Source organism: Streptomyces sp. NPDC007875 (assembly GCF_042868035.1).
GTDB lineage: Bacteria > Actinomycetota > Actinomycetes > Streptomycetales > Streptomycetaceae > Streptomyces > Streptomyces antimycoticus.
Genome location: NZ_JBIADZ010000005.1, coordinates 274,140 through 294,289, shown reverse-complemented (window position 1 = coordinate 294,289; position 20,150 = coordinate 274,140). Strand labels below are relative to the sequence as shown.

Sequence of the window (20,150 nt, the reverse complement as noted above, 5' to 3'; positions counted from 1 at the left end):
CATGGCGATTCCCGGCAATTTCCTGTCCTCGGTGACGGAGACCATCGACCCGAACACCTCGGGCTGGAAAGCCAAGCTCAACGCGACGATCGGCCTCGGCAGCGGCGGGCGATCTGGCGATGGATGCCTCTTCGTGAAATCCGTCGCTGCCGGGGAGATGCAGGCCATCACCGTCTCGAGCTACGCCGTCACCCCGTGGACGGAGTACGAGGCGTTCGCGGACGCGGCCGGGGTGGTGGGGGAGCGGATCGGCATCCGCTGGCTGAACAGCAGCAACGCCGAAATCTCCATCACCTGGTCGATGACCACCTCGCCCGCCTCGTCGGGCTGGCACCGGATAGCGGTCGGCGGGGAAGCACCCGACGGTGCGGCCCGCGCACAGATCGTGGTGTCCTCCACGCCAGCCGGGAGCAACGTCAACCAGTACTACGAGAACATCTACTTCGGCTATCCGTACACCACGACTGGCAATCTGTTTGCGTTCAACACCGAGAGCGCCGAGGTCGATGCCTCGGGCTGGTTCGCCGAGGTCAACTGCACGCTAAGCCGCACGATGCCCGCAGTCGGGTGGCCAGTGAACTTCTATCTGGCGGGCGGCCATCTCATCAACATGACCGCAACCGCCAACGGCAACGCGTCCGCGCGCTCAACAGACCGGCCAGCGGCAACGCCCGGCATCGAATACGTCGCCTCCTGCTACCTCAGCCCGCCCAATACCACTGTCACAACGTGGGTTGAGCTGCGGTTCTACGACATCAGTGGGAGTCAGATCCAAGCTACCCGCAGCGTTTTGGCTGCGCCTGGGACCGGCTACTACCGACAGTTCGCGTCTGCGGTGGCTCCGGCAGGTACGGCGGCCTGCTCAATCGCGGCGGGTATCGATGGGGCCACGGCCGGGCAGGTGCTGAAGATCGACGGCGCGGTGGTGACGACTGCCCCAGCGCTGTATGCGGGCACTGTGGTGCCCTACGCGGACGCCTCTTTCGAACAGGGCGTGGCCGGATGGACCGTCGCGTCCGGCGTAGCGACGATCGCCCGCTCGACCCCGTGGGGGACCGGATTCGAGGGGCCCTACTCGGGCGTCATCACCTCGACAACAGCCACAGCCAGTGTCGTCCGGTCCGCCCGGTTCCCGCTGCCCGCAGAGGCGACGGCGGGCCAGAATCTGCGCATCCAGGTGATCGGCCAGGTGATGACTGGCGGCTGGACCATGACTCGCGGAGTTCGCTGGTACGACGCCGCCAACACCGACCTCGGAGTCTCGACCGCCGCACCGGAGGCCGCACCGACACCCGGCTGGTGGGCGCTCAGCAATGACTTCACGATCCCGGCGGACGCAACCCAGGCGGCGATCGAGTACACGCTCACCGCAACCGCGACGAACAGCGTGTGGCGCATCGACATGGTGGGCATGTGGCAGCAGCTCCCCGTCAACGCAGTGGCGGCCCATGACGATACGGCGAGCATCACACTGACTCTGCGCGAGCTGACCGCGGGCCAGCTGCTGACCATCTACCGGGTTCTCCCTGACGGCTCGAGGACACTGGTCCGCGGGCCGTCAGGGCTGTACTTGCAGACACCGATCACATCCGACGAGGTCATCGTCGAAGACTATGAGGCGCCTCTCGGCGTCACCGTCAGCTACTACATCGAGACCCTGACGCCCGGCTCGCAGACGCCCGAGTACCAGAACACGGTCACGACCACCCTCGCCCTGGGGGACCGTAACGAGTGCTGGCTGAAGGATCCAGGCCAGCCGCAGCGCAACCTCAAGGTGCTGGTGGCGAAAGCGCCCGATTGGCAGCGGAGTATCGAGCAGGCCGAGTTGCGGGTACGCGGTCGTCGCAACTCGGTGATCCTCTCGGATGTGCGCGGGGGCCTCGAGGGCGACCTGACCATCTGGACCCGCTCGGACGACGAACGAGACGCCCTCCACTGGATCCTCGACTCCGGCAACGTGCTGCTCTGGCAGTCGGTGCCCGGCATGGGTGTCGCTGACATGTACGTCTCTGTCGGACAGATCACCGAGGCCCGGGTCACCGGATACGCGCCGGAACCGTGGCGGGCGTGGACGCTGCCACTCCGGCAGGTCGACATGCCGACCACCACGGGCGTGGCCGGCTCGGCTGGTCGCACCTGGCAGGACGTGTTGACCCAATTCGCCACGTGGCAGGACGTGCTCGACGCATATGCCACGTGGGAGGACGTCCTGTTCGACCGCAGGATCGGGGGGTGATCGGTGTACCCCGTCTCGGGCCGGTTCCTGGCCCGCTTGGTCGAGTCACACAACATCGCGACCGAGGTGGTCCTGTTCCTGGCCAACGGCATGGTGGAGACGCTGCCGCACATCGGGGGCAGCGTCACGGTTGACCGCGGGCAGGCCACCCGCCGCACCTGCTCCGTGACCGTTGCCGACACCGCGCTGATCCCGCGCACGGCCGCTGACAAACTGTCCGTCTACGGGGCGCAGCTTCGGATCAGTTGCGGTGTAGAGCATGCGGACGGTTCGCGGGAAATGGTGCCGGTGGGCGTCTTTCGCGTCGACAGCGTCAGCGGAGACGTCGACGAGGGGCCCGTCACGATCAGCGGCAAGAGCCTCGAGGCTATGGTCGCGGACGACAAATTCACCACCCCGGTCAAGGTCTCCGGTACGGCGGTCGGTGCGGTGACCAGCCTCATTCAGGCGTCACTGCCCAGCGCCACGGTCGTCAACCGGGCCACCGACGCTGTGATGGGGCCGCGCACCTACGACACCGAAGGCGACCGGTGGGCGGCGGTTGCCGAGTGTGCCGCGGTCATCGGCACCGAGGTGTACTGCGACGCTGACGGCGTCTTCATCATCTCCGAGCTGCCTGACCTGCTCGCCGTTCCCCCTGTGTGGACTGTGGCGGCGGGGGAGGGCGGCGCCTACGTCTCTGCTAACCGCGGAATGTCGCTCGACGGCGTCTACAACGGGGTGTTGGCCAAGGGAGAGAACACTGAGGCGGACATCCCGGCTGTGTCCGCGCTGGTGGTGGACGACGACCCGACGAGCCCCACGTACTGGTCGGGGCCGTTCGGACACAGGCCGACTTTCTACAGTTCGGCCACGCTGACCAGCGTCAACGCCTGCACCTCGGCCGCCACGCTCAAGCTGCGCGCCGCCAAGGCGCCCAACGCCTCGGCGGACATCACCTCGTTGCCCAACCCCGCCCTGGAGCCCGGAGACGTAATCCGTGTGCTCTACCCGGACGGCACCAAGGAGCTCCACCAGATCCAGTCGTTCACAGTTCCACTCGACACCAGTGGATCATTCGCGCTCGACACCATCGCGGCGAAGGAGGATGCGTGACCTCCTCTATCGCCGATCTCGCGGACGCCATACGACTCCAAGCCGTCACTGCTGGCGCGGCCGAGCCGGCCGTGCGGGGCGCAGACTGGCAAACCGCCACCGTCACCGCAGTCGGCACAGGCACCGTGGACTGCGGCGCCATCACCGCCCGCCGCTTGGAGTCGTACCAGAGTCCGGCAGTCGGCGACCGAATCGTCATCGTCCAGTCCGGCAACGGTAACTGGCTCGCCGCCGGACGCACCTCATCCGGCGGCGACACCTCATGGACCGTCCCGACGCTGGGGACCGGATATACGCAAGGCGACTCGACCACGACCGGCAACAACCATGGCCCCATCCGCTATCGCAAGATCATGTGGGCGGGGACCTGGTACATGCAGTGGGACGGCGGCGCCGACCGTGCCACTGGCGCACAGGTCACGAACGTCCTGTCCACGGCCCTCGCCGTCGACTACCGGCCCGTGAATCGGGCCTCCTTCGTGATCGCCCGCAACGCAACCAGCATCTCGGGCGTCTCCAACACGACCAGCGTCGTCCACTCCCTGAAGGCGGATTTCCAGCAGGACGGCACCGTCGCCCTGGTCTCCGCAGCCGCAGGCTCGCAGGAGACCGCGTGGCTGAGCTTCAAGGGCATCACCTACCCCCTGACCTGAAGGACGTCATGAACAACCCTCCCGTGTATGAGGTGACCACCAATGGTGGCGAGGCCATCATCACGATCAGTCTGCAGCGGTTCGACTATCCGCCGATCAGCGACACCGACATGCCTGCTCTGGTGGTCGCCATGCGTGACGCCATCGCCGGACTGCCCGGGGTGATCACGGCAGAGGCCACCCGCAAGGAGCAGGTCACCAACACCGCAACGCTCTGACCGGAGGCGCACGTGCCCACAGAGGACTCCTACGGGCAGGGCGTCGACATCGCCGCGCTCACCGATGCCCCGAACGCGGCCACGTTGGCGTTCAACATCGCGGACGCGATTGCCCAGCGTTCGGTCATGCGGTTCTCCTCGGCCTCGGCCCGCAACGCTACGCTCACCGCGCCGGTTGCGGGAATGATGGCCGCTCTGTCCACCGAGAAGCTCCTCACCTGGTACGACGGCAGCTCATGGGCGGTGATCGGCTCCGGCACCTCCGCCTGGACGAACGTGCCGCTGGCCAGCGGCTTCACCCACAACGGCAACGGCAACGGCAGCATGCAGTACCGCGTCGTCAACCTCTTCGGAGAGCCCACCGTCATGCTGCAGGGCGCTCTCAACGTCACCTACAGCGGCAGCAACATCGCCAACGGCGGCATCGTCACCTCGACCCCCTTGCCGTCCTCGGCTCGACCGGGGAGCCTCCGCACCGTCGTCATCCCTTGTAGCGACGTGTCCAGCGTCCGCATCACCCTCAAGTTGGACGCCCAACCGGACGGCCACCTCAAAATCTACGGCACCGGCACCGGCGCCGACGGCACCAGCAAACCCCCGTGGATCGGATTCAACGGCGTTTTCTACAGCCTCTGACCTGCCCGCTTCTCTCACTGCATGCCCCGCATAGTCGGGGCCTTCTTCATGTCTGGAGGCCCCTCGTGGCCAAGACCGGACCACAAAAATTCCCCGGCGCGTCCACCGCCTACTGGTACCAGAGCCGATACGGCGGCGACTCGATGGAGTCGAACGTCATCGTCTGGCACACCACCGAAGGCACCAGCCTGCCCTCCTACAGCGGGGGAGCGGAGGCGCCCAACTTCACCGCCGTGCCCGACTTCAAGAACAAGCGCCTCGTCTGGTACCAGCACTATGACTTCGACACATCCAGCCGCGCCCTCGTCAACCGGCCTGGCGGAGTGGAGACCAACACGCTCAACGTGTGCCAGGTCGAGATCGTCGGCACCTGTGACCCGTCCACCCACAAGAAGTGGGGCAGCACGTCCCACCTGTACACCCCGGAGCTGCCCGACTGGGTGATCCGCGACCTGGCCGCGTTCGCCAAGTGGGCCCACGACCAGCACGGCGTCCCCCTCACCAGCAACGTCACCTTCAAGGCGTACCCGGGCAGCTACGGCTCCAACGGCGTCCGCATGACAGCCGCGAAGTGGAACGACTACCGCGGCCACTGCGGTCACCAGCACGTCCCCGAAAACGACCACGGCGACCCGGGCCTGTTCCCGATGGGCGCCATCCTCGACCGCGCCAAGGGCAACGTCCCCGCACCCAGCAAGCCCCCGCAGCAGGAGGAGAGCGACGTGCCCAGCACGCTCGGCCTGTACAGCACCACCGACCGGCCCCTCGTGCCGGGAAAGTGGACCACACTGACGGTCGACAAGACCGACATCGTCACCGGCGCCAAGGCGTACACGGCGAGCGTGATGCTCACCATCGATGGCGCCCCCGCGGGGGGCACCCTTCAGGGTCGCTTCTACCACCAGCGCACCGACGGCAGCAGGTGGGACTCGGGCATCGTCGAACGCCCCACCACCGCCGGCTCGACGTTCATCGACTTCCCCCATGCCGGATCCATCGCCGCCACCGAGAAGCTCCGATTCGAAGTCGCCTACTTCCCCGCCGACTCGACCGACAGCAAGTCGGTCACCATCACCACGTCGCGCGTGCGCGGCCTCTACTGGAAGTGAACACCATGCCTCTCCGCATCTTCGGCCGCGAGCCGGCCTTCGTCCTCGGCGTCGTGAGCGCGACCCTGTCCCTACTCGTCACGTTCAACGTCGGACTGTCGAGCGAGCAGGCTGGCGCGATCGTCGCCGTCATCTCCGCCCTGTTCGCGGCCATCACCGCGGCCCTCACCCGGCCGATCGCGCCGAGCGCCTTCACTGGCGCTGTCGCCGCGGTCGTCGCGCTCCTGGCCGCCTACCACTACGAGGTGGCGCCCGAGACCGTCGGCTCCCTCAACGCCCTCGTCGTCGCCATGCTCGTCTTCCTTACCCGCGGGCAGGTCTCGCCGGCGCCGTTGCCGACGAACAGGTCGTCTGGCCCGACTGCGGTCTGAACCACCAGGAGTAGCAGGTGCCCAACGAGCCGACGCTCGGCGAGCTGGTCCGGCGCCTCGACGCCGTTCACCAGGACCTCAAGGAGGACTTCCGGGAGCTCGGCTCACGGCTCGACAGCAAGGTCTCGATGGAGCGCTACCAGCTCGAGCAGCAGGCCCGAGACGACGCGCTGAAACTGCTGCTTGAGCGGGTGAAGGGTATCGAGGAAGCCCGCGAGCAGGCGGCGAGACTCCGACACGAGGAAGCCCAGAGGATTGCCGACCGGCGGGCTGCCGATAGGCGCCTCATCTTCACGGCCCTCATAGCCCCCGTGCTGCTGCTGATTCTCACGGTGTACCTGAACACGCGGGGGGCGGGGTCTTGAGCACGGGTCACAACACGAACGCGGACCACCGCCGCAAAGATTTGGGGGATTGGCGCCGGGCGAACGTCGGGTTCGCCATGCTCGTCGCCCTGGGCCTGGCCGTATTTGCCTGGCTCGTCATCACGATGCAGGGGCTCTCTCAAGACCTCCGCAACGCGAACGAGGCCCGCGACGCCCTCGCCCGCCAGGTGCAGCAGCTGGGAGAGAAGCCGGTCGCCGGACCGCCTGGTAGCCGCGGCGAACCTGGCCAATCCGTCACCGGACCCCGCGGGCCCAAAGGAGAGCAGGGTGAACCGGGTTCGCCAGGACCCACCGGATCTCCGGGCAGCGACGGCAAGAACGGCGCCAACGCCACTGGCAAACCGGGGCCCGCTGGCGCCACTGGATCTGCCGGGGCCGCTGGCAATGACGGCCAGCCCGGAGCGGCAGGCCCACAAGGGGAACCCGGGCCGGCTGGACCGCAAGGACCCCAAGGCGAGAAAGGGGCACCGGGCGACGCTGGACCCCGCGGGGAGCAGGGGCCGCCGCCAGCAGGCTGGACCTACACAGACCCGCAGGGCATCACCTACGAATGCACCCCGGACAGCAGCGGCTCAACCCACTACACGTGCCGCTCCAACCAGCCCGCACCCGAGCCGGAGCCGTCCCAACAGGGCTCACTGACGCTGGGCCTCGACCCGCAACGCCGCCAATACCCGTAGGAGCAACGATGCCGACCCCGGACGAGCAGCCCGCGCCACAGCCAGCGATCCCTATCCCGGACACGACCGCGGCGGACATGGGCACGCTGGTGGACATGGGCGTGGTGGAGCCGCAGCCCGAGCCCAGCCCGGAGCCGCCCCCGCCGCCGAACTACGACGGCCCGGCCGCCGAATGAGAACGCCCCGCCCCCGCTTCGTGCGGGCGGCGGGGCGCTTCGTCGTCTGCGTTCTCCTATACGAGGCCGTCCCTGAGCTTCTTCGACTCCGGCCCTGCATCGCTCTGCGGCAGCTTCCATTTGAAGGCGTGCCCGGCGCCATCCACATACATAAGAGTGCCGGGGATCTGCGCCTTGGACAGGTCGAACGTCACGGTCCGCCACTTGTAGGTGCCGGGTTGTACCTCGCCGCCTCCGACGAACCCTTCCGATTGCACGGAAGAGGCTTCTCCCTCGTCTTCGCGGATCGACTGGCCGTCGGGCGCGACCCACTGCCAGCCGCCGTTTTCCAGCATTGCCGCCTCTGCGGTGACGCTCCCGACTGCTTGGTCTTTCACGGCGACGATGACGAACATGCCGTTCCGGGGTTCTGCGTCGGCTGCCTTCGAGGTCCAGATGACGCTGCTCGGCGTGATGTCCATTCGCCCTTCTCCGCTGCTGCCGACGGTTTCGACGACCTTCCCGAGCGGCATCGGCTTGCTGCTGGCCCCCTTCGTGGCGCCGCCCTTGACCGTCTTCTCTGGCTTGCTGTCGTTCGAGTCCTTACCGCTGTCGCCCCCGCTGCATGCGGTGAGTGGCAGTGTGGCGGCGAGTATGACGGCCGCGATGGTTCTGCGCATGATGCCCCCCATGTCTGGTGCGTGCCGGGATGACCGTAGCCGTACCGGGCTTCAGGTGAAGGAGGGGTGCGCAATTGGTGGCCGACTTGTGATGAGATGCGCGCGAGGCTGGGGGAGTGCCGGGGTGCGGACCTTGAGTGGTGCCCCTGTCGCCGCCCGGGCTTCGCTTCTTTCGGTCATCCGCTTCCCGCGTCTCCCGCTCTCCGGGGGCTGCGACTGTGGCCTCGCGCGATGCCGCTGACCCGCTCCGGTTTCACTCCCAGGTGCGGCGCCATGTCGGTGTAGCTGATTCCGTCGCGATCGTGGAGGGTGCGGACGACATGCTGCCGGTGTTCCCGGAGCCACTTCTGTAGGTCTGGCACCGCGTTCAACGCGTCGGTGAGCAGCTTGGCTTGCTCAAGGCTTTCCGGTCCTTCGATCAGGGCGGCGAGCTGCTTGAAGGGGTTGGGTGGGGTGTCCATGCGTTGAGCCTAGTGGCTACCCACTTCCCGAATCTAGTGGCTACCCACTTGTGTAATTGATGGGTACCCACTAACTTGGAATCAGTAAGGACGCAGACAACACTCCAGGGGGACGAGATGTACGAGGTCGTCGAATACGAGCAGGCACTGGAAGGTCTCTACGACCGGCACGAGCTCGAGCGAGTCGTCACCCCGGGCCTCGACCACGAGACCGCCTGCCACCTCGCCACCGACTACAACCGCCAGGTCAGCGACATGCCCGGCGCCGCCCACTACTACGTCCGCCAGGCGTAACCAGCCCCACGGTCAAGCCGTGGCCCTTCAACGGGCACTGGGGTACGTAGAGCCGACGAGGGGTACTGATCGGCGGGAGACCGCCGGGTTGTCCGGCACACAAACCCCCTCACCAGCGCCCCGCCTCCACCAGAGGCGGGGCGCTTCGTCGTGCGCCCGTAGCCAAGTTGTGCTGAGCGGCCCGAGTCGGTGACCCTCACCCGTCCTTGAGTGGTCTTCCCTCGGTCCTCGACCGCTGGTCTCGCCGCTGCCGATACGACTGTGCCGACGCCTATATAGAGGAGCGGCATGGGAAAGCTGAAGGCCCTGGCGATCGGCGTGGTGACGGCGGCGGTACTGGCCGGCGCGACGGCCCCGGCGGTAGCGGATCCGGGCGACACGGTGTCGACGACCCTGCGGCAGGCGATCGCCGACCTGCCGGTGGCGGCCGAGGACCGCACCGGCTACGAGCGGTCGAAGTTCCGGCACTGGGTGGATGCGGACCGGGACGGCTGCAACACCCGCGCCGAGGTTCTCATCGAGGAGGCACTGGAGCCACCTACGGTCGACGCCGGCTGCGTACTCACCGGCGGCACCTGGCACTCCTACTACGACGACGCGGACCAGACGAGCGCCCGCGCTCTCGACATCGACCACATGGTTCCGCTCGCCGAAGCGTGGGACAGTGGGGCGTCGGCCTGGTCGGCGGGGGAGCGGCAGGCATACGCCAACGATCTCGGCGACGCGCGCGCCTTGGTGGCGGTCACGGCGCGGGAGAACCGGCAGAAAGCCGACCAGGACCCGGCCGAGTGGCTGCCGTCGGACGAGGGCGCCCGCTGCCAGTACGTGGGGGAGTGGGCGGCGGTTAAGACCCGCTGGGGTCTGACGGTCGACCCGGTGGAGGCGGATGCCCTGGAGCAGCTGGCGGCCGGATGCCCGGATGAGGATCTGACGGTGGCCCTCGCGCGGTGACCAGGTAGCCTGGCGCCCAGACGCCCCCGCCTGCTTGCTTCAGGCGGGGGCGTCGCTGGTGCTGCGGGTCAGGAGCGGGCGTTCCGGCGCCCGATCGAATAGCCCGCGATGAAGCCGCCTCCGATCTGGATGACGAGCATCGCGGCGCATCCGGCGAGCAGTCGGGGGAAGGTCAGTTCGTGGCCGTCTCGCGCGAACGGGAGCACGATGCTGGCGAGCGCGCCGACCCCGAGTAGGCCCGGCAGGATCATCGTGTAGAGCAGGTGCTTCGGTTCCACGGTCACTCCTTCGTCTCGGTGTCACGGTTCAGGATGTCGGCGAGCCCGGCCTCGACGTCGAGCACCTTGTCCAGGGCGGCGACGCTGGCGGCGTGCTCGGCGATGAGGCGGTCCAGGACGGCCCGGTCTTCGTAGAGCCGCACCCACTTCCCGTAGTACAGCTCCTCGGTGTACGGGCTGACGCTCTCCCCGCAGAAGCGGATGCGGTTCCCGGACTCGGGATGCCACGCCTCGTGATCGTCGCGGTGGCTGGACGACAGGACGCACTGAACGGGCAGTTCCCAGTGCGTGACGACGCACCGGTTGCGGTCGGACAGGTCGGGTTGGATCGGCATGTGGCTGGTCCTCACTGCTTGGTGGTGGGGCCGCCAGCGCTGGCCTGTTCGCGGATGGTCAGCAGTTTGTTGATCGCCTCGTGGTAGATGCGCTCGCCCTCGGTGTCGCCATTGAGGGCGGCTTCACGGGCGAGGGCTACATGGGCTGTGATGGAGCGGCCAAGCGATTCGACAGTGCTGATGTCGTCCGGCCGGGGTCCATTCACGGCGCTGTAGGCGTTCACGGTTTCTCCTCTGTGTTGATGGTGCGGCGGACCCACACGCGGATGGGCGGGGGAGGGGTTGTCAGCAGAACTCCAGCTCGCAGAACTCGTAGCCCTCGGAATCGACGTGGTAGCCGGGCCTCTCGTAGCCGTGCACGAACCGGTTCTTCAACGGCAGCCCGCTCCGGTCTCGGCGGCGACGGATCACCTCCTCCATGTGCTTCACCGGGACGCCGTACCCGGCCTCGGCCTGGATCGTCACGCCGGGGCGGCGCAGGAACTCCATCCAGGCGCGGAAGGTGGTCAGGCCCTGCTCGGGGTGGGCGCGCAGGAGGAAGACGTTCCCTTGGGCGCTCTGCCCGATGTGCAGGCCGCCCCGGATACGCTCGCCGCCGGGAAACGGGCCAAACGCGTAGTAGTTGACGCTCATGATCGCTTCTCCTTGTTGAAGATCTCGTTGATGGCGGCGAAGAACGTGCCGACGAGGCGGTCCGGCATCCGGTAGCCGACAACCTTCCCGAACCCCGGGCCCTGTGGCTCGATGGGCGGGTCCATGCCCTGCGGCAACCAGCCCTGCCGAACGCCCCGTTCCAGCCCGCGCTTCAGAGCGGCACTGTGGCCGCGCAGGCTGGAGTCCTCACCGTCGCGGAGGTCGTCGGCCGGAACGTACCCATCACGAGTGGCGGCCTCCCGCACGATCCGCCGCGCCCGCTCGGGCAGCGACAGGTAGTAGCGCTTGGCCCGCTCCACCGTCCACTCGGTGTCGACCTCCACCTGAGCGGCATGCTCGGCGAGCAGGGCCATGAGCTTGTCGAGGAAGCCGGGTTCGGGGTCCTCGACGGTGACGACGATGCGCAACACGCTCTCCTTGCATCAAACGTGGATAAATGTCTGGCTTACGGGTCGAGAGTAGCGAGGGTGGGCAGGTCTGTCTAGCGTCAATCCTCTTTCGATTAAAGGAGGTTGAGATGCGTTGCAGCTCGAACACGTGAACCACCTTCCATAACCCTGAGCTTTGGAAGGTTTGTAGCGCGGTTCGTATCACTCGGGATACACTCTTCATATCCCAAGCGACAAAACCACCCTGACAAGGCATCAAGGAGACCAATGGACGGACCCATCGAAAAGGTCAGTCGAGTACCCGCAGAGATCCGCAACGCGTGGGCGGCCCGCCACGGCGAAGCTGCGGCCGAACGGCTCGCCGCGGCCGAAGACTTCGCCGACGCCATCAAAGAGGCGACCATCCCGCCGAACACCACGGACACCTACGCCAAGGGCTGGAAGGTCTGGCAACGCTTCTGTGCCGAGCAGGGACTCCCCGAGACCGAAGGGAGTCGCGGCGCCCTCGTCGCCTACGTCGCCTGGATGCTTCACGAAGGGCGCACCACCCCAGGCCCCAACGGGACGCGCGGTTACGCAGCAACCTCAGCCCACTCCCACCTGACCGCTGCCATCGTCGGCCTCCGCGAGAGCGGCCACCCCGCCAGCAAGGACGACCACTCCGAAGCCCGCGCCCGACTCGAGGCCATCGCCACACAACTCGCCAAAGGCGGAGAACGCCGCGGCCGAGGAAAGGCGCCGGCGGCCGACCTGGAGGGTCTCCACCGCGTCGCTGCTGCATGCGACGACAGCCTCACCGGGCGACGGGACCAGGCCCTAATCCTCACCGGCTTCCACTTCGCCTCCCGCGCCAGCGAAGTCTCCGGCTTGCTCCTCGCCGACGTCACCACGCACGCCCGCGGCATAAAGGTCGCCGTCGTCACCGGCAAGACCCGCCGCTCGGTGCGCACAGTCGCCATCCCCTACAACAACGACGAGCCGGAGATCTGCCCCAGCCGCGCGTGGGAACGCTGGCTCGACGCCTACGGCCGAACCGACCCGACCGCACCAGCCTTCCCCCGCATCGACCGGTGGGGCCACATCGGGGGCGCCATGCACCCTGACTCAGTAACCGCCACGGTTACCCGGGTCGCCCAGCGGTCCGGCATTCCTATCCGCTGGACCGGACACTCCCTGCGTTCAGGGCTGGCCACCGAGGGCCGGAAGAACGGCAAGGACCCGGTAAACATCGCCAAGCAGGGGGGCTGGGCCCCGGGCAGCAAGGCGATGCTCGGCTACATGCAGCTCGCGGATGAGTGGGACGACAACGCAGCCGCAGGGCTCCGCCGATCGCCGAAGGGGAACTCGTGACCACACGCATCAGGGACTACCGCTGTGGCAAGCCCACGAAGAAGGGGACGTCATGCATCCGGGGCCTCCATTCCTGGGTGGAGGGCTTCGAGCCCAGGTACGCCGACGGCTGCTGGAGGCACATGAGCCAGCCCTTCAAAGAAGCCACCGAGGTTCGCAAGCGAGCAGACGAAGAAGCGTGGCTGGCGTACTTGTACGCCGATCCGATCTGCTGGCGCTGGCCGGTCCCGGACGATCTGGAGAACTGGACCTACCCGCAAGACGACAACACCGAAGACCGGCTGCCTGAAGAGATGATCGCCCGGATCATGCGCGACCCGGAATCCCGTGCAGGCGCCATACTCGGGCGCTGGCAGGACGGCCGGTGCGCCATCTGCGGCCATTGCCGCGAGCTTGTGGAAGACCACGACCACGTGACCGGCTTGGTGCGCGGCTGGTTGTGTCGCGGATGCAACATACAAGAAGGCGTCTACGGAAGCAGTGACACCCTGTTCGGCAAGTACCGACAGCGGCATCCCACAAGGCTGCTGGGGCTGCGCATCCGGTACTGGGACCCGTTCCTCAAGGACTACGCCCAGCCGCAGACGCCGATGACAGAGGAGGAGCGGTGGGCCCACAAGTGGATCGACGCCGCATCGGAGGACATCGGGCTGTGACGCATCATGTAGTCGAGGAGCCGCGGGCGTGCCGCAGTTGCCACGAGGTGAAGCCAGCCGACGACTTCTACCGTCACCAGGGCGGCAGGCGGGTGCACTGCAAGGGATGCATGCGGAAGCGTGACCGGGCTCGATACGCGGCCACCAACGGCAAGGACCGGGTTTTCGACCTGAGCCTGCGGCGGCTGTACGGCATCACGCTGGAGCAGTACAAGGCGAAGGCCGCCGAACAGGAGGGCAAGTGTGGGATCTGCCAGGAGGTACCAGACACTGACCGCCGCATGCATGTTGACCATGACCACGCGACGGGCCAGCTACGCGACCTGCTCTGCCATCACTGCAACTTGCTGCTCGGCAACGCTAAGGACTCGATCGAACGGCTGAGACAGGGCATCGCATACCTGGAGCGTCACAGCGCCCTCGCCGCGAGGCTCCAGCCCGAAGAAGAGGGAAAAGCCGATGGATGACGAGGATGAGCGGTTCACGCTGGGAGTCGGCATGGTGGTGCGATCCTCCGCGAACCTGGAGTACATCCTGCACGGGCTAGCCGCGAACCTGCTGGGGGACTGCGCCTACGGCGTCAAATGGGCGGCCGATCCGGTCAGCGAGCACATCAAGGCATGCAAGAGGGGGCTGCAAAGCGAGGCGTCGCCCATACCTCCGCCGGCCCGCGAGAGTCTGCTTGCGGACCTGGAGTCGTGCGAGCGTGTGCTGGAGCGACGGAACCTGTTCGTGCACTGCTGCTGGACATTCGACGATGAGACCCATCTGTGGCGGGGTGTGAAGGCAAACCGAGCGAAGCCCGCGAAGGGCCGCCTCCAGGTCGAGTCCGCGGAAAGCTACGAGCTGCCAGAGTTGGCGGCCGAGCTGGACCAGATGCACACCCGGATGCTCGCCTGGGACATCAGGTACTTCGGTGTGGATGGCGATCCGGAGCTGGGCCAACCGGGACGAGTCTCCGTGAAGCGCATCAAGAGGCCCGACAGTGGCGCACCGGCGTGCGACACTGGGGCTGCGGGCTGACCTGGGGCCCTTGCCCGGTGTAGGTCTGTGATCAACCCGGCGTGCGGTGGCCCTGGCCCCCGAGTGCACCTCGCCGGGTCTTTGCAGCCGCTGCGGTGGCCGCACCGCCTTCGCCCCCTGCTTCGGCAGGGGGCGTTGTGCTGTCGGTGCCTACTCGTTCTCGATCCAGAAGTAGCCGGGCCCCGAGCACTGGATGTTGTTGCAGTCCCAGCCGACAGGGATCTCCGGGTTGAACTCGTCACCGAGTCCTGTCGGCTTCTCGTACCTGATCTGGCCGAGCTGCCCGCAGTGGGGGCAGGGGCGGTTGCCGAGGCGCCGGGCTTGTGAGAGGTGGTATCGCTTCTTCGGTCTGTCCATGAGCCCAGGAGAGCACGGATGTGCGCGAGTGTTGCCCCGGGTTCCCCTCGGTGGGCGTCGCGCTGTCAGCTCTCGTTATCGCCGCGGGCACGCTTGGCGGCCCGCACGGACTCCTCGAGGGCGGCCATGAGGTCGACGGCGGGCGCCGGCTCGGGTGTCACGGTGAGCTCGCCATGGCCTGCTTTCGCATCGACGAGGCTGTTGAGGGCGGCGGTGTATTCGTCATGCAGCTGGTCGATGTCGACTCCGGCGAGCGCGTCTATGAGTACCTCGGCCATGGCCAGCTCGCGGTCGGTCAACGGTGCGGGGGAGGAGAGGTCGCCGGGGTCGCGCACTTCCTCCGGCCACAGGAGGGTCTGGAGGAGGAGCATGCCGTGCCGCGGCCGGAGGGCGGCGAGGCGTTCCCGGCTGCGGATGGCCACCTTGCAGATGGCGAGCCGGCCGGAGCGGGAGAGGGCTTCGACGAGGAGCGCGTAGGGGCGCTGGGCTCCGGCCCCGGAGGCCCCGATCCAGTAGGGCCGGGAGTAGAGGATGGGGTCCACCTCGTCGACGCTGACGAACCCCAAGACCTCGATGACGTGTTTGGTGGGGAGCGGCAGGGCTTCGAGGTCGGTGTCGCGAAGGATGATCTGCCGTCCGTCGGGGGCTTCCCAGGCTCGGGCGATGTCGGCTTGCTGGACTTCGATGTTCTCGAGCTCGCAGACCCGCCGGTGGCGGATGCGTCCTCCGCAGGTGGCGTGCACGGTATGGAGGCCGGGGCCGTGCTCTTCGGTGGCGGCAAAGAGCTGGCAGGGCAGGGCGACGAGCCCGAAGCTGATGGTTCCGCTCCAGATGGCCCGCATGGCTCGACGGTAGGACGCCCGGGCCTGGGTGGCCCCTGGTCGGCACCCATCCGGGTATTCGAACTAGAATCGAACGGTGAGTGTGGAGGAGTGGCGGTCGAAGGCCGGGCCGTGGGCCCGCGCCCAGCTGCCGGATGACCAGGAGCTGGACGTCGTCCTCACTCAGTGGACCCGTACCCCGGACGGCGCCTGGTGGGCGGAGTGCGAGGCGATCCTCCCGGCCCGCTACCAGCATGGCGATGGCCGCACTCAGGTCACCGGGGCGCCCACCCCGATCAGCGTGCCCAGCGGGAAGATCACCCCGATCGCTGGCGAGGACTACAGCGGCGTGCCAGTCGACGGGGCGATCACGGGGCGCCAGTGGGTGCTCGAGAAACTCCACCAATACACGGAGGACGCCCCCTCCCGACGCCTGCACCGCCGCGACTGCTGGCAGGTCAAGGGCGAGCACGAGCGCATCACCACCGAGGATGCCATGGAACGGCTCGCCAACAGGGTCATCGCCGTGTGCGATGTGTGCCGACCCGATCGGGCCTTGCGCCGCTAGCTCGGGGGTGGCTCTTCCTCGGCTGCCTTCATGAGGAGTCGGATCTGTTCACGTGACCACCCGGTGATGCGTGCTGCTTGGGCTTGCGCTCCGCGTTCGTCGGTGCTGCGCAGTTCTGAGATGACCTTGGCTTGAAGGTCTGCGCGGGCCGCTTCGAGCGCTTGCTGGGCGTCGCGGTAGCGCTGAGCTGCGAGTTCGAGTCCGGCGGTGTCCATGCCGAGCATCGTCCCATGTGTTTGGCCAAGTGACTAGGCCCAGCGTATTGACAATGTCAATCAACTTGGCCAAGCTGCTTGACGAAGGTTGGCCATCTACTCCACCAGAGGAGGGATTCATGAACGACACCGTGATCGAGATGCTCCGCGAAGACAGGGTCAACGTGCCCGGCCGGGACCTCACTGTCGAGACGGTGAGCCTGGAAGGGGGCGAGTACGGCACCAGGGTCGTCGACAACACCGGAGACCAGCGCCACTCCAACATGACGGTGGGCGGTTGGGTGATCAACGGGATGTATGCGCCGACCGGCAACTGGATGGCGGCCATGAACTGCCGCCGGGATGCCGTGTGTGCGGCCACCTACAAGCAGATCGAACCGAGGAGGACCCGATGAGCGGACGCAAGCCGAAGCTCGACACCGTCGCCGTCGCCCTGCACAAGGCAGGCGTCAAGATCGGCGGACAGAAGGGGGCGAAGGTCGCCAAGGCCGTCTCCAAGGTGACGCTCGGCCGCCACCTGGAGCCGTGCAGCGAAGCGTGCGGGCACTGCAACGTGCCGGAGGAGAAGGAGAGGCCGTGACAGTCAGCCCCGACGTCGACCCCGTGTACGACCCTCGCGCCTGGGAAACCTTCCGCCGCGACGCCGGATGTGGATGCACCGCCCCCGCCCCGGTCGACTGCACGATCCCCCACGGCACTGGCGCCTGGCTGTGCGCCTGCCACCGACTCAGCGGTCCGCCGACCACCGAGCCCGGCAAGCCGCTCACCGTCCTCGGCACCAGCAAGCACTTCCTGGAGCCCAACCGCTGCCTGTCCGTAGATGCAGGAATATTCCGCTGCCGCCGTCCGATCGGGCACCCCGGCGACCATCGAGCGGGGCGTACCTTCTGGGGGCGCCGCGCCGAGGACGAGCAGCCCTACCCGCACGAGCCCGGTGTCGTCGCCTACCGGTCGGCGGACGGCCGCATCCTGCGCTGCCGTCAGCACGCGCCGGACCCGAGCTTGAGCCTTGAGCTCACGCCAGTCACGGCTGATGATCTCCCGGACGGCGGCGTCTGCACCGACTTGTGGTGTGGCACGGACGTCCTGATCGATCCCTAGCCGCTCCGCCCGTGCCACACTGGAATCGGCCCCCGCCGCATCCCCCGTCGGCGGGGGCCACTTGCATCAGGAGGAGCCGTGGGCGACGACCGCATCCCGATGACGGCAGGCTGGCTCGCTGACATGCGACGGGCCATGGAGCGCCGGGGGGAGATCATTATCCGGGATGTGCTCCAGCAGCCTGACTACCCGCCGCTTCCCGGCTGCCCTGAGTGCGGTCGGGTCGCCGAGAACATCACATCCTGGGTGGAGTCGCCAGTGTGGGATCGGGATGGCGATGGGGTGCTCGTCGACTTCAAGCCCTGTGGGCATCGCTTCCGCGTCTCGCACGAGGAGCTGCTCAACGCCTGACGCTCCCGGCGTTGTCGGCACCCCCGCGTACCCTTGGTCTCATCTATCCGATTTACTGCGTGGGCTGCGCGGCTACTCGGATGCGAACCGCCCCGCCGCTACGGCGGGGCGGAGGCATGAGGAGGGGCGACGGTATGGAGCAGCCGCTAATCCATCTGCGTTGCGCGGGCACCGTGGGCGATGACGAAGCGTTCGTCCGCCTACCGATCGCCCGCGAAATCTGGGACGAAGCCGACGAACAACTGCGCGACCTCTTCCGTGCCCGAGCTCGCCGTGAGCTGCAAGATTTCGCACACCGGGAAGCGGGCGTCACCCTGTCGGACAGCTACGTGGCCAGCCTGCCTGTCGAGGTGGAAGACCCGCAGGACGATGTCACCCTCCCCCCGGCCACCGAATGCGAGGTCGAGTTCGTCGGCGGCCCAGAGGACGGCACCCGCATGACATGGAAGGGGGAGCGACCTCCGCCGCTCATTCGCCTCCCTGTCCAGGAGCCTCTGTCGACCCTGCTGGACAGTCTCAACGAACCGTACCGGGGCGTCCCCATCGCCAACTATGGGCCGATCACCGACGACTGGGGCTTCTGTAGCCGCTCGGAAGACGGGGCTTGGCGGTACGAGTACCGGGGACAGTAGCTCACTCGGGGTGCCGGGCGGCCTTCTTCACCTTCGCCTCAAGCTCGTACCGGTTCCCGCCGCCCGCCGCTTCGGTGATCGCAGCCTGCACGGTCTCAGCAGCCTTACGCCACCGCTCCCACTGCTGCCGGTGCTCCTCGCCGTCCAGGCCCTGGAGCTTGGCGTGCTCGGCATCGGAGGCTTTCTGCAGGTCCACGAGTCTGTCGATATCACTCACGGCCGGATCTTAAGCCGCAGCGGTGACATCCCCGCGCTGGGCCGCTGCCCACGCCTCCAGCAGCCGCCAGTACTCCACCCGCTCCTCCGGCCACAGCGGGCGCCCCCACCGCTGCCGCATGAACCGCCGGATCGCCTCATTCGCCGCAGCAGCAGGCGCGACATCCGAGGGCAAACAGGTCTCAGGCATGCGAACAAGACTACGGGCAGGGTCGGACATCAGTCCCCGTCGACGGACTTCTTCCGGGGCGAGCGGCTGTGGCCTCGCGCGATGCCGCTGACACGTTCGGGCTTGACGCCAAGGTGGGGCGCCATCTCGGTATAGCTCATCCCGTCCTGCTCGTGGAGCGTCCGCACGATGTGCTGGCGACGCTCACGTAGCCACTTCTGAAGGTCCGGGATCGCGGCGAGGGCCTGCGTGAGGGCGACGGCGTGGTCGATGCTGTCGTCGCCAGCGACTAGGTCGGCGAGCTGGTCGAACGGTGAGGGCGGCTTATCCATGCGGCCAGGTTAGTGGGTACCCGTCAAAGGAATCTAGTGGGTACCCACTTGACTCGCTTGATGGGTACCCACTAAATTGGAGTTGTCGGAACGAGAGCAGGGAGACGTTATGAACGTTCAGGAGCGCGCTATCCAGTCCGAGCAGATCGCTCGCGCCTCCATCGGCCGCCTGTCGGACGCGCGGCTCGCCGAGACCTGGATGCTCACCAACGGCCAGCCCGCCGAGCGCAAGGTGACGATCCTCCGCGGCTGGCTCCTCGACGAGCTGGAAGCTCGCATGGACCGCGTGACGACCGCGTGGGAGGACTTGTTCCCCAACGAGATGCAGCGCGACCGATTCGACGAGTGGCTGACCGCCGACTCCACCCCGGGTAGCGACTTCGTCAGCCCCCTGCCGTACCTGTCCTAGCCGCCCAGCCCCGCCCTGCGATTCGACCCCACGAAAGAGACGAGGACCAATGACAACCCGCATCCCGCGCAACGCCAAGAGGGTCTACTACGCAACCGAGACCGTGACCCGTGACGGCCGCCGGTTCGCTGGCCGCAAGCAGAAGTCCACGACGTTCCGCGAGGCCCGCGCCTTCCTCGACGAGCTGGACGTTCCTGGCGGCGTGGCCGTCTGGAACGACGGGAGCAGGAACGGCAATCACGACGCCGTGGCCACCCGCCACGAGGATGGGTCCTGGACTCGGCTCGACAGGTTCACGGGCAATTGGGAGCCCATGGATTGACGGCAGCCCACGCAGCACGGTGCCCCGGCTGAAGGAAGCAGCCGGGG

Annotated in this window: 36 protein-coding genes; 23 read left to right on the top strand and 13 right to left on the bottom strand. The window is 67.4% G+C overall.

Annotated elements, in window-relative coordinates; all coding sequences use genetic code 11:
- The first annotated feature begins 1 nt into the window (after window position 1).
- The 9 genes from ACFYOY_RS13165 to ACFYOY_RS13125 all read left to right on the top strand — a co-directional run bounded on the left by ACFYOY_RS13165 (window position 2) and on the right by ACFYOY_RS13125 (window position 7,560).
- Window positions 2-2,236 carry a hypothetical protein gene (locus ACFYOY_RS13165; protein ID WP_388586662.1) on the top strand — a complete coding sequence of 745 codons (2,235 nt, stop codon included), beginning with the start codon at window positions 2-4 and terminating at the stop codon, window positions 2,234-2,236.
- Window positions 2,237-2,326: 90 nt separating this feature from the next.
- Complete coding sequence (locus tag ACFYOY_RS13160; protein ID WP_388586659.1) at window positions 2,327-3,331, top strand: DUF5047 domain-containing protein; 1,005 nt, start codon at window positions 2,327-2,329, stop codon at window positions 3,329-3,331.
- Entirely contained in the window at window positions 3,328-3,984 is a 657-nt protein-coding gene (locus tag ACFYOY_RS13155; RefSeq protein ID WP_388586656.1) for a hypothetical protein, read from the top strand. Before ACFYOY_RS13160 ends, ACFYOY_RS13155 begins: the two co-directional genes overlap by 4 nt.
- Before the next feature lie 8 nt (window positions 3,985-3,992).
- The gene (locus ACFYOY_RS13150) at window positions 3,993-4,202 is read left to right on the top strand and encodes a hypothetical protein (RefSeq protein ID WP_388586653.1); all 210 of its coding nucleotides are present in this window, start codon (window positions 3,993-3,995) and stop codon (window positions 4,200-4,202) included.
- A gap of 12 nt (window positions 4,203-4,214) precedes the next feature.
- The gene (locus ACFYOY_RS13145) at window positions 4,215-4,838 is read left to right on the top strand and encodes a hypothetical protein (protein WP_388586650.1); all 624 of its coding nucleotides are present in this window, start codon (window positions 4,215-4,217) and stop codon (window positions 4,836-4,838) included.
- Window positions 4,839-4,903: 65 nt separating this feature from the next.
- Window positions 4,904-5,947, top strand: a complete 1,044-nt coding sequence (locus tag ACFYOY_RS13140; protein WP_388586647.1) for a hypothetical protein — start codon at window positions 4,904-4,906, stop codon at window positions 5,945-5,947.
- A gap of 5 nt (window positions 5,948-5,952) precedes the next feature.
- Window positions 5,953-6,318 (top strand): hypothetical protein, encoded by a 366-nt coding sequence (locus ACFYOY_RS13135; protein ID WP_388586644.1) that lies wholly within the window; start codon window positions 5,953-5,955, stop codon window positions 6,316-6,318.
- A 17-nt stretch (window positions 6,319-6,335) separates the two neighbouring features.
- Window positions 6,336-6,683, top strand: a complete 348-nt coding sequence (locus tag ACFYOY_RS13130; protein ID WP_388586641.1) for a hypothetical protein — start codon at window positions 6,336-6,338, stop codon at window positions 6,681-6,683.
- Window positions 6,684-7,392: 709 nt separating this feature from the next.
- Complete coding sequence (locus ACFYOY_RS13125) at window positions 7,393-7,560, top strand: hypothetical protein (protein WP_388586638.1); 168 nt, start codon at window positions 7,393-7,395, stop codon at window positions 7,558-7,560.
- 56 nt (window positions 7,561-7,616) lie between these two features.
- Here the strand turns inward: ACFYOY_RS13125 and ACFYOY_RS13120 are convergent, their stop codons facing one another.
- Both ACFYOY_RS13120 and ACFYOY_RS13115 read right to left on the bottom strand, forming a co-directional pair.
- Window positions 7,617-8,219, bottom strand: a complete 603-nt coding sequence (locus tag ACFYOY_RS13120) for a hypothetical protein (RefSeq protein ID WP_388586636.1) — start codon at window positions 8,217-8,219, stop codon at window positions 7,617-7,619.
- Window positions 8,220-8,395: 176 nt separating this feature from the next.
- Window positions 8,396-8,680, bottom strand: coding sequence for a sigma-70 family RNA polymerase sigma factor (locus ACFYOY_RS13115; RefSeq protein WP_388586633.1), 285 nt, complete (start codon window positions 8,678-8,680; stop codon window positions 8,396-8,398).
- Between the two features lie 117 nt (window positions 8,681-8,797).
- Here ACFYOY_RS13115 and ACFYOY_RS13110 point away from each other — a divergent pair, with 117 nt between their 5' ends.
- Window positions 8,798-8,974, top strand: coding sequence for a hypothetical protein (locus ACFYOY_RS13110; protein WP_388586630.1), 177 nt, complete (start codon window positions 8,798-8,800; stop codon window positions 8,972-8,974).
- 288 nt (window positions 8,975-9,262) lie between these two features.
- Window positions 9,263-9,925 carry an HNH endonuclease family protein gene (locus ACFYOY_RS13105; protein ID WP_388586627.1) on the top strand — a complete coding sequence of 221 codons (663 nt, stop codon included), beginning with the start codon at window positions 9,263-9,265 and terminating at the stop codon, window positions 9,923-9,925.
- A 68-nt stretch (window positions 9,926-9,993) separates the two neighbouring features.
- Here ACFYOY_RS13105 and ACFYOY_RS13100 read toward each other — a convergent pair whose 3' ends face one another.
- The 5 genes from ACFYOY_RS13100 to ACFYOY_RS13080 form a co-directional block, all read right to left on the bottom strand.
- The gene (locus ACFYOY_RS13100) at window positions 9,994-10,203 is read right to left on the bottom strand and encodes a hypothetical protein (protein WP_388586624.1); all 210 of its coding nucleotides are present in this window, start codon (window positions 10,201-10,203) and stop codon (window positions 9,994-9,996) included.
- Between the two features lie 2 nt (window positions 10,204-10,205).
- Window positions 10,206-10,538 (bottom strand): hypothetical protein, encoded by a 333-nt coding sequence (locus ACFYOY_RS13095; RefSeq protein ID WP_388586621.1) that lies wholly within the window; start codon window positions 10,536-10,538, stop codon window positions 10,206-10,208.
- Between the two features lie 11 nt (window positions 10,539-10,549).
- Window positions 10,550-10,762, bottom strand: coding sequence for a hypothetical protein (locus ACFYOY_RS13090; RefSeq protein WP_388586618.1), 213 nt, complete (start codon window positions 10,760-10,762; stop codon window positions 10,550-10,552).
- A gap of 61 nt (window positions 10,763-10,823) precedes the next feature.
- On the bottom strand, window positions 10,824-11,171 hold the full coding sequence (locus ACFYOY_RS13085; protein WP_388586615.1) for a hypothetical protein: 348 nt from the start codon (window positions 11,169-11,171) through the stop codon (window positions 10,824-10,826).
- The gene (locus ACFYOY_RS13080) at window positions 11,168-11,599 is read right to left on the bottom strand and encodes a hypothetical protein (protein WP_388586612.1); all 432 of its coding nucleotides are present in this window, start codon (window positions 11,597-11,599) and stop codon (window positions 11,168-11,170) included. Before ACFYOY_RS13080 ends, ACFYOY_RS13085 begins: the two co-directional genes overlap by 4 nt.
- A gap of 249 nt (window positions 11,600-11,848) precedes the next feature.
- On the opposite strand from ACFYOY_RS13080, the gene ACFYOY_RS13075 reads away from it, so the two are divergent.
- The 4 genes from ACFYOY_RS13075 (at window position 11,849) to ACFYOY_RS13060 (ending at window position 14,610) form a co-directional block, all read left to right on the top strand.
- Window positions 11,849-12,931, top strand: coding sequence for a tyrosine-type recombinase/integrase (locus tag ACFYOY_RS13075; protein WP_388586609.1), 1,083 nt, complete (start codon window positions 11,849-11,851; stop codon window positions 12,929-12,931).
- 122 nt (window positions 12,932-13,053) lie between these two features.
- Window positions 13,054-13,587: an endonuclease domain-containing protein gene (locus ACFYOY_RS13070; RefSeq protein WP_388586606.1), complete on the top strand. Its 534-nt coding sequence runs from the start codon at window positions 13,054-13,056 to the stop codon at window positions 13,585-13,587.
- Window positions 13,584-14,054, top strand: a complete 471-nt coding sequence (locus tag ACFYOY_RS13065) for an endonuclease domain-containing protein (protein ID WP_388586603.1) — start codon at window positions 13,584-13,586, stop codon at window positions 14,052-14,054. The genes ACFYOY_RS13070 and ACFYOY_RS13065 overlap by 4 nt, the downstream gene beginning before the upstream one ends.
- Window positions 14,047-14,610 carry a hypothetical protein gene (locus ACFYOY_RS13060; RefSeq protein ID WP_388586600.1) on the top strand — a complete coding sequence of 188 codons (564 nt, stop codon included), beginning with the start codon at window positions 14,047-14,049 and terminating at the stop codon, window positions 14,608-14,610. Before ACFYOY_RS13065 ends, ACFYOY_RS13060 begins: the two co-directional genes overlap by 8 nt.
- A 150-nt stretch (window positions 14,611-14,760) precedes the next feature.
- Here ACFYOY_RS13060 and ACFYOY_RS13055 read toward each other — a convergent pair whose 3' ends face one another.
- Together ACFYOY_RS13055 and ACFYOY_RS13050 are read right to left on the bottom strand one after the other, a co-directional pair.
- Window positions 14,761-14,967 carry a hypothetical protein gene (locus ACFYOY_RS13055; protein ID WP_388586597.1) on the bottom strand — a complete coding sequence of 69 codons (207 nt, stop codon included), beginning with the start codon at window positions 14,965-14,967 and terminating at the stop codon, window positions 14,761-14,763.
- A gap of 65 nt (window positions 14,968-15,032) precedes the next feature.
- Entirely contained in the window at window positions 15,033-15,809 is a 777-nt protein-coding gene (locus tag ACFYOY_RS13050; protein WP_388586594.1) for a Ku protein, read from the bottom strand.
- A gap of 76 nt (window positions 15,810-15,885) precedes the next feature.
- Here ACFYOY_RS13050 and ACFYOY_RS13045 point away from each other — a divergent pair, with 76 nt between their 5' ends.
- Window positions 15,886-16,356, top strand: coding sequence for a DUF6233 domain-containing protein (locus ACFYOY_RS13045; RefSeq protein WP_388586591.1), 471 nt, complete (start codon window positions 15,886-15,888; stop codon window positions 16,354-16,356).
- Here the strand turns inward: ACFYOY_RS13045 and ACFYOY_RS13040 are convergent.
- Complete coding sequence (locus tag ACFYOY_RS13040) at window positions 16,353-16,571, bottom strand: hypothetical protein (protein WP_388586588.1); 219 nt, start codon at window positions 16,569-16,571, stop codon at window positions 16,353-16,355. The genes ACFYOY_RS13045 and ACFYOY_RS13040 overlap by 4 nt on opposite strands.
- A 119-nt stretch (window positions 16,572-16,690) precedes the next feature.
- Between ACFYOY_RS13040 and ACFYOY_RS13035 the strand changes: the two genes are divergently transcribed.
- The 5 genes from ACFYOY_RS13035 (at window position 16,691) to ACFYOY_RS13015 (ending at window position 18,655) form a co-directional block, all read left to right on the top strand.
- Complete coding sequence (locus ACFYOY_RS13035) at window positions 16,691-16,966, top strand: hypothetical protein (protein WP_388586586.1); 276 nt, start codon at window positions 16,691-16,693, stop codon at window positions 16,964-16,966.
- Window positions 16,963-17,151: a hypothetical protein gene (locus ACFYOY_RS13030; protein WP_388586584.1), complete on the top strand. Its 189-nt coding sequence runs from the start codon at window positions 16,963-16,965 to the stop codon at window positions 17,149-17,151. Before ACFYOY_RS13035 ends, ACFYOY_RS13030 begins: the two co-directional genes overlap by 4 nt.
- Window positions 17,148-17,672 carry a hypothetical protein gene (locus ACFYOY_RS13025; RefSeq protein WP_388586582.1) on the top strand — a complete coding sequence of 175 codons (525 nt, stop codon included), beginning with the start codon at window positions 17,148-17,150 and terminating at the stop codon, window positions 17,670-17,672. The genes ACFYOY_RS13030 and ACFYOY_RS13025 overlap by 4 nt, the downstream gene beginning before the upstream one ends.
- Window positions 17,673-17,750: 78 nt before the next feature.
- Window positions 17,751-18,023 carry a hypothetical protein gene (locus ACFYOY_RS13020; protein ID WP_388586579.1) on the top strand — a complete coding sequence of 91 codons (273 nt, stop codon included), beginning with the start codon at window positions 17,751-17,753 and terminating at the stop codon, window positions 18,021-18,023.
- A gap of 134 nt (window positions 18,024-18,157) precedes the next feature.
- Entirely contained in the window at window positions 18,158-18,655 is a 498-nt protein-coding gene (locus ACFYOY_RS13015; RefSeq protein ID WP_388586576.1) for a hypothetical protein, read from the top strand.
- 1 nt (window position 18,656) lies between these two features.
- Here the strand turns inward: ACFYOY_RS13015 and ACFYOY_RS13010 are convergent, their stop codons facing one another.
- Genes ACFYOY_RS13010 through ACFYOY_RS13000 form a run of 3 tightly spaced genes read right to left on the bottom strand, consistent with a single transcriptional unit; the run spans window position 18,657 to window position 19,372 of the window.
- Complete coding sequence (locus tag ACFYOY_RS13010) at window positions 18,657-18,872, bottom strand: hypothetical protein (RefSeq protein WP_388586574.1); 216 nt, start codon at window positions 18,870-18,872, stop codon at window positions 18,657-18,659.
- Between the two features lie 9 nt (window positions 18,873-18,881).
- Window positions 18,882-19,061 (bottom strand): hypothetical protein, encoded by a 180-nt coding sequence (locus ACFYOY_RS13005; RefSeq protein ID WP_388586571.1) that lies wholly within the window; start codon window positions 19,059-19,061, stop codon window positions 18,882-18,884.
- Between the two features lie 29 nt (window positions 19,062-19,090).
- A complete protein-coding gene (locus ACFYOY_RS13000) occupies window positions 19,091-19,372 on the bottom strand; it encodes a sigma-70 family RNA polymerase sigma factor (RefSeq protein ID WP_388586568.1) in 282 nt (93 codons plus the stop codon).
- Window positions 19,373-19,481: 109 nt separating this feature from the next.
- Between ACFYOY_RS13000 and ACFYOY_RS12995 the strand changes: the two genes are divergently transcribed.
- Both ACFYOY_RS12995 and ACFYOY_RS12990 read left to right on the top strand, forming a co-directional pair.
- Entirely contained in the window at window positions 19,482-19,781 is a 300-nt protein-coding gene (locus ACFYOY_RS12995) for a hypothetical protein (RefSeq protein WP_388586565.1), read from the top strand.
- Window positions 19,782-19,830: 49 nt separating this feature from the next.
- Complete coding sequence (locus ACFYOY_RS12990) at window positions 19,831-20,103, top strand: hypothetical protein (RefSeq protein WP_388586562.1); 273 nt, start codon at window positions 19,831-19,833, stop codon at window positions 20,101-20,103.
- Window positions 20,104-20,150: the final 47 nt, after the last annotated feature.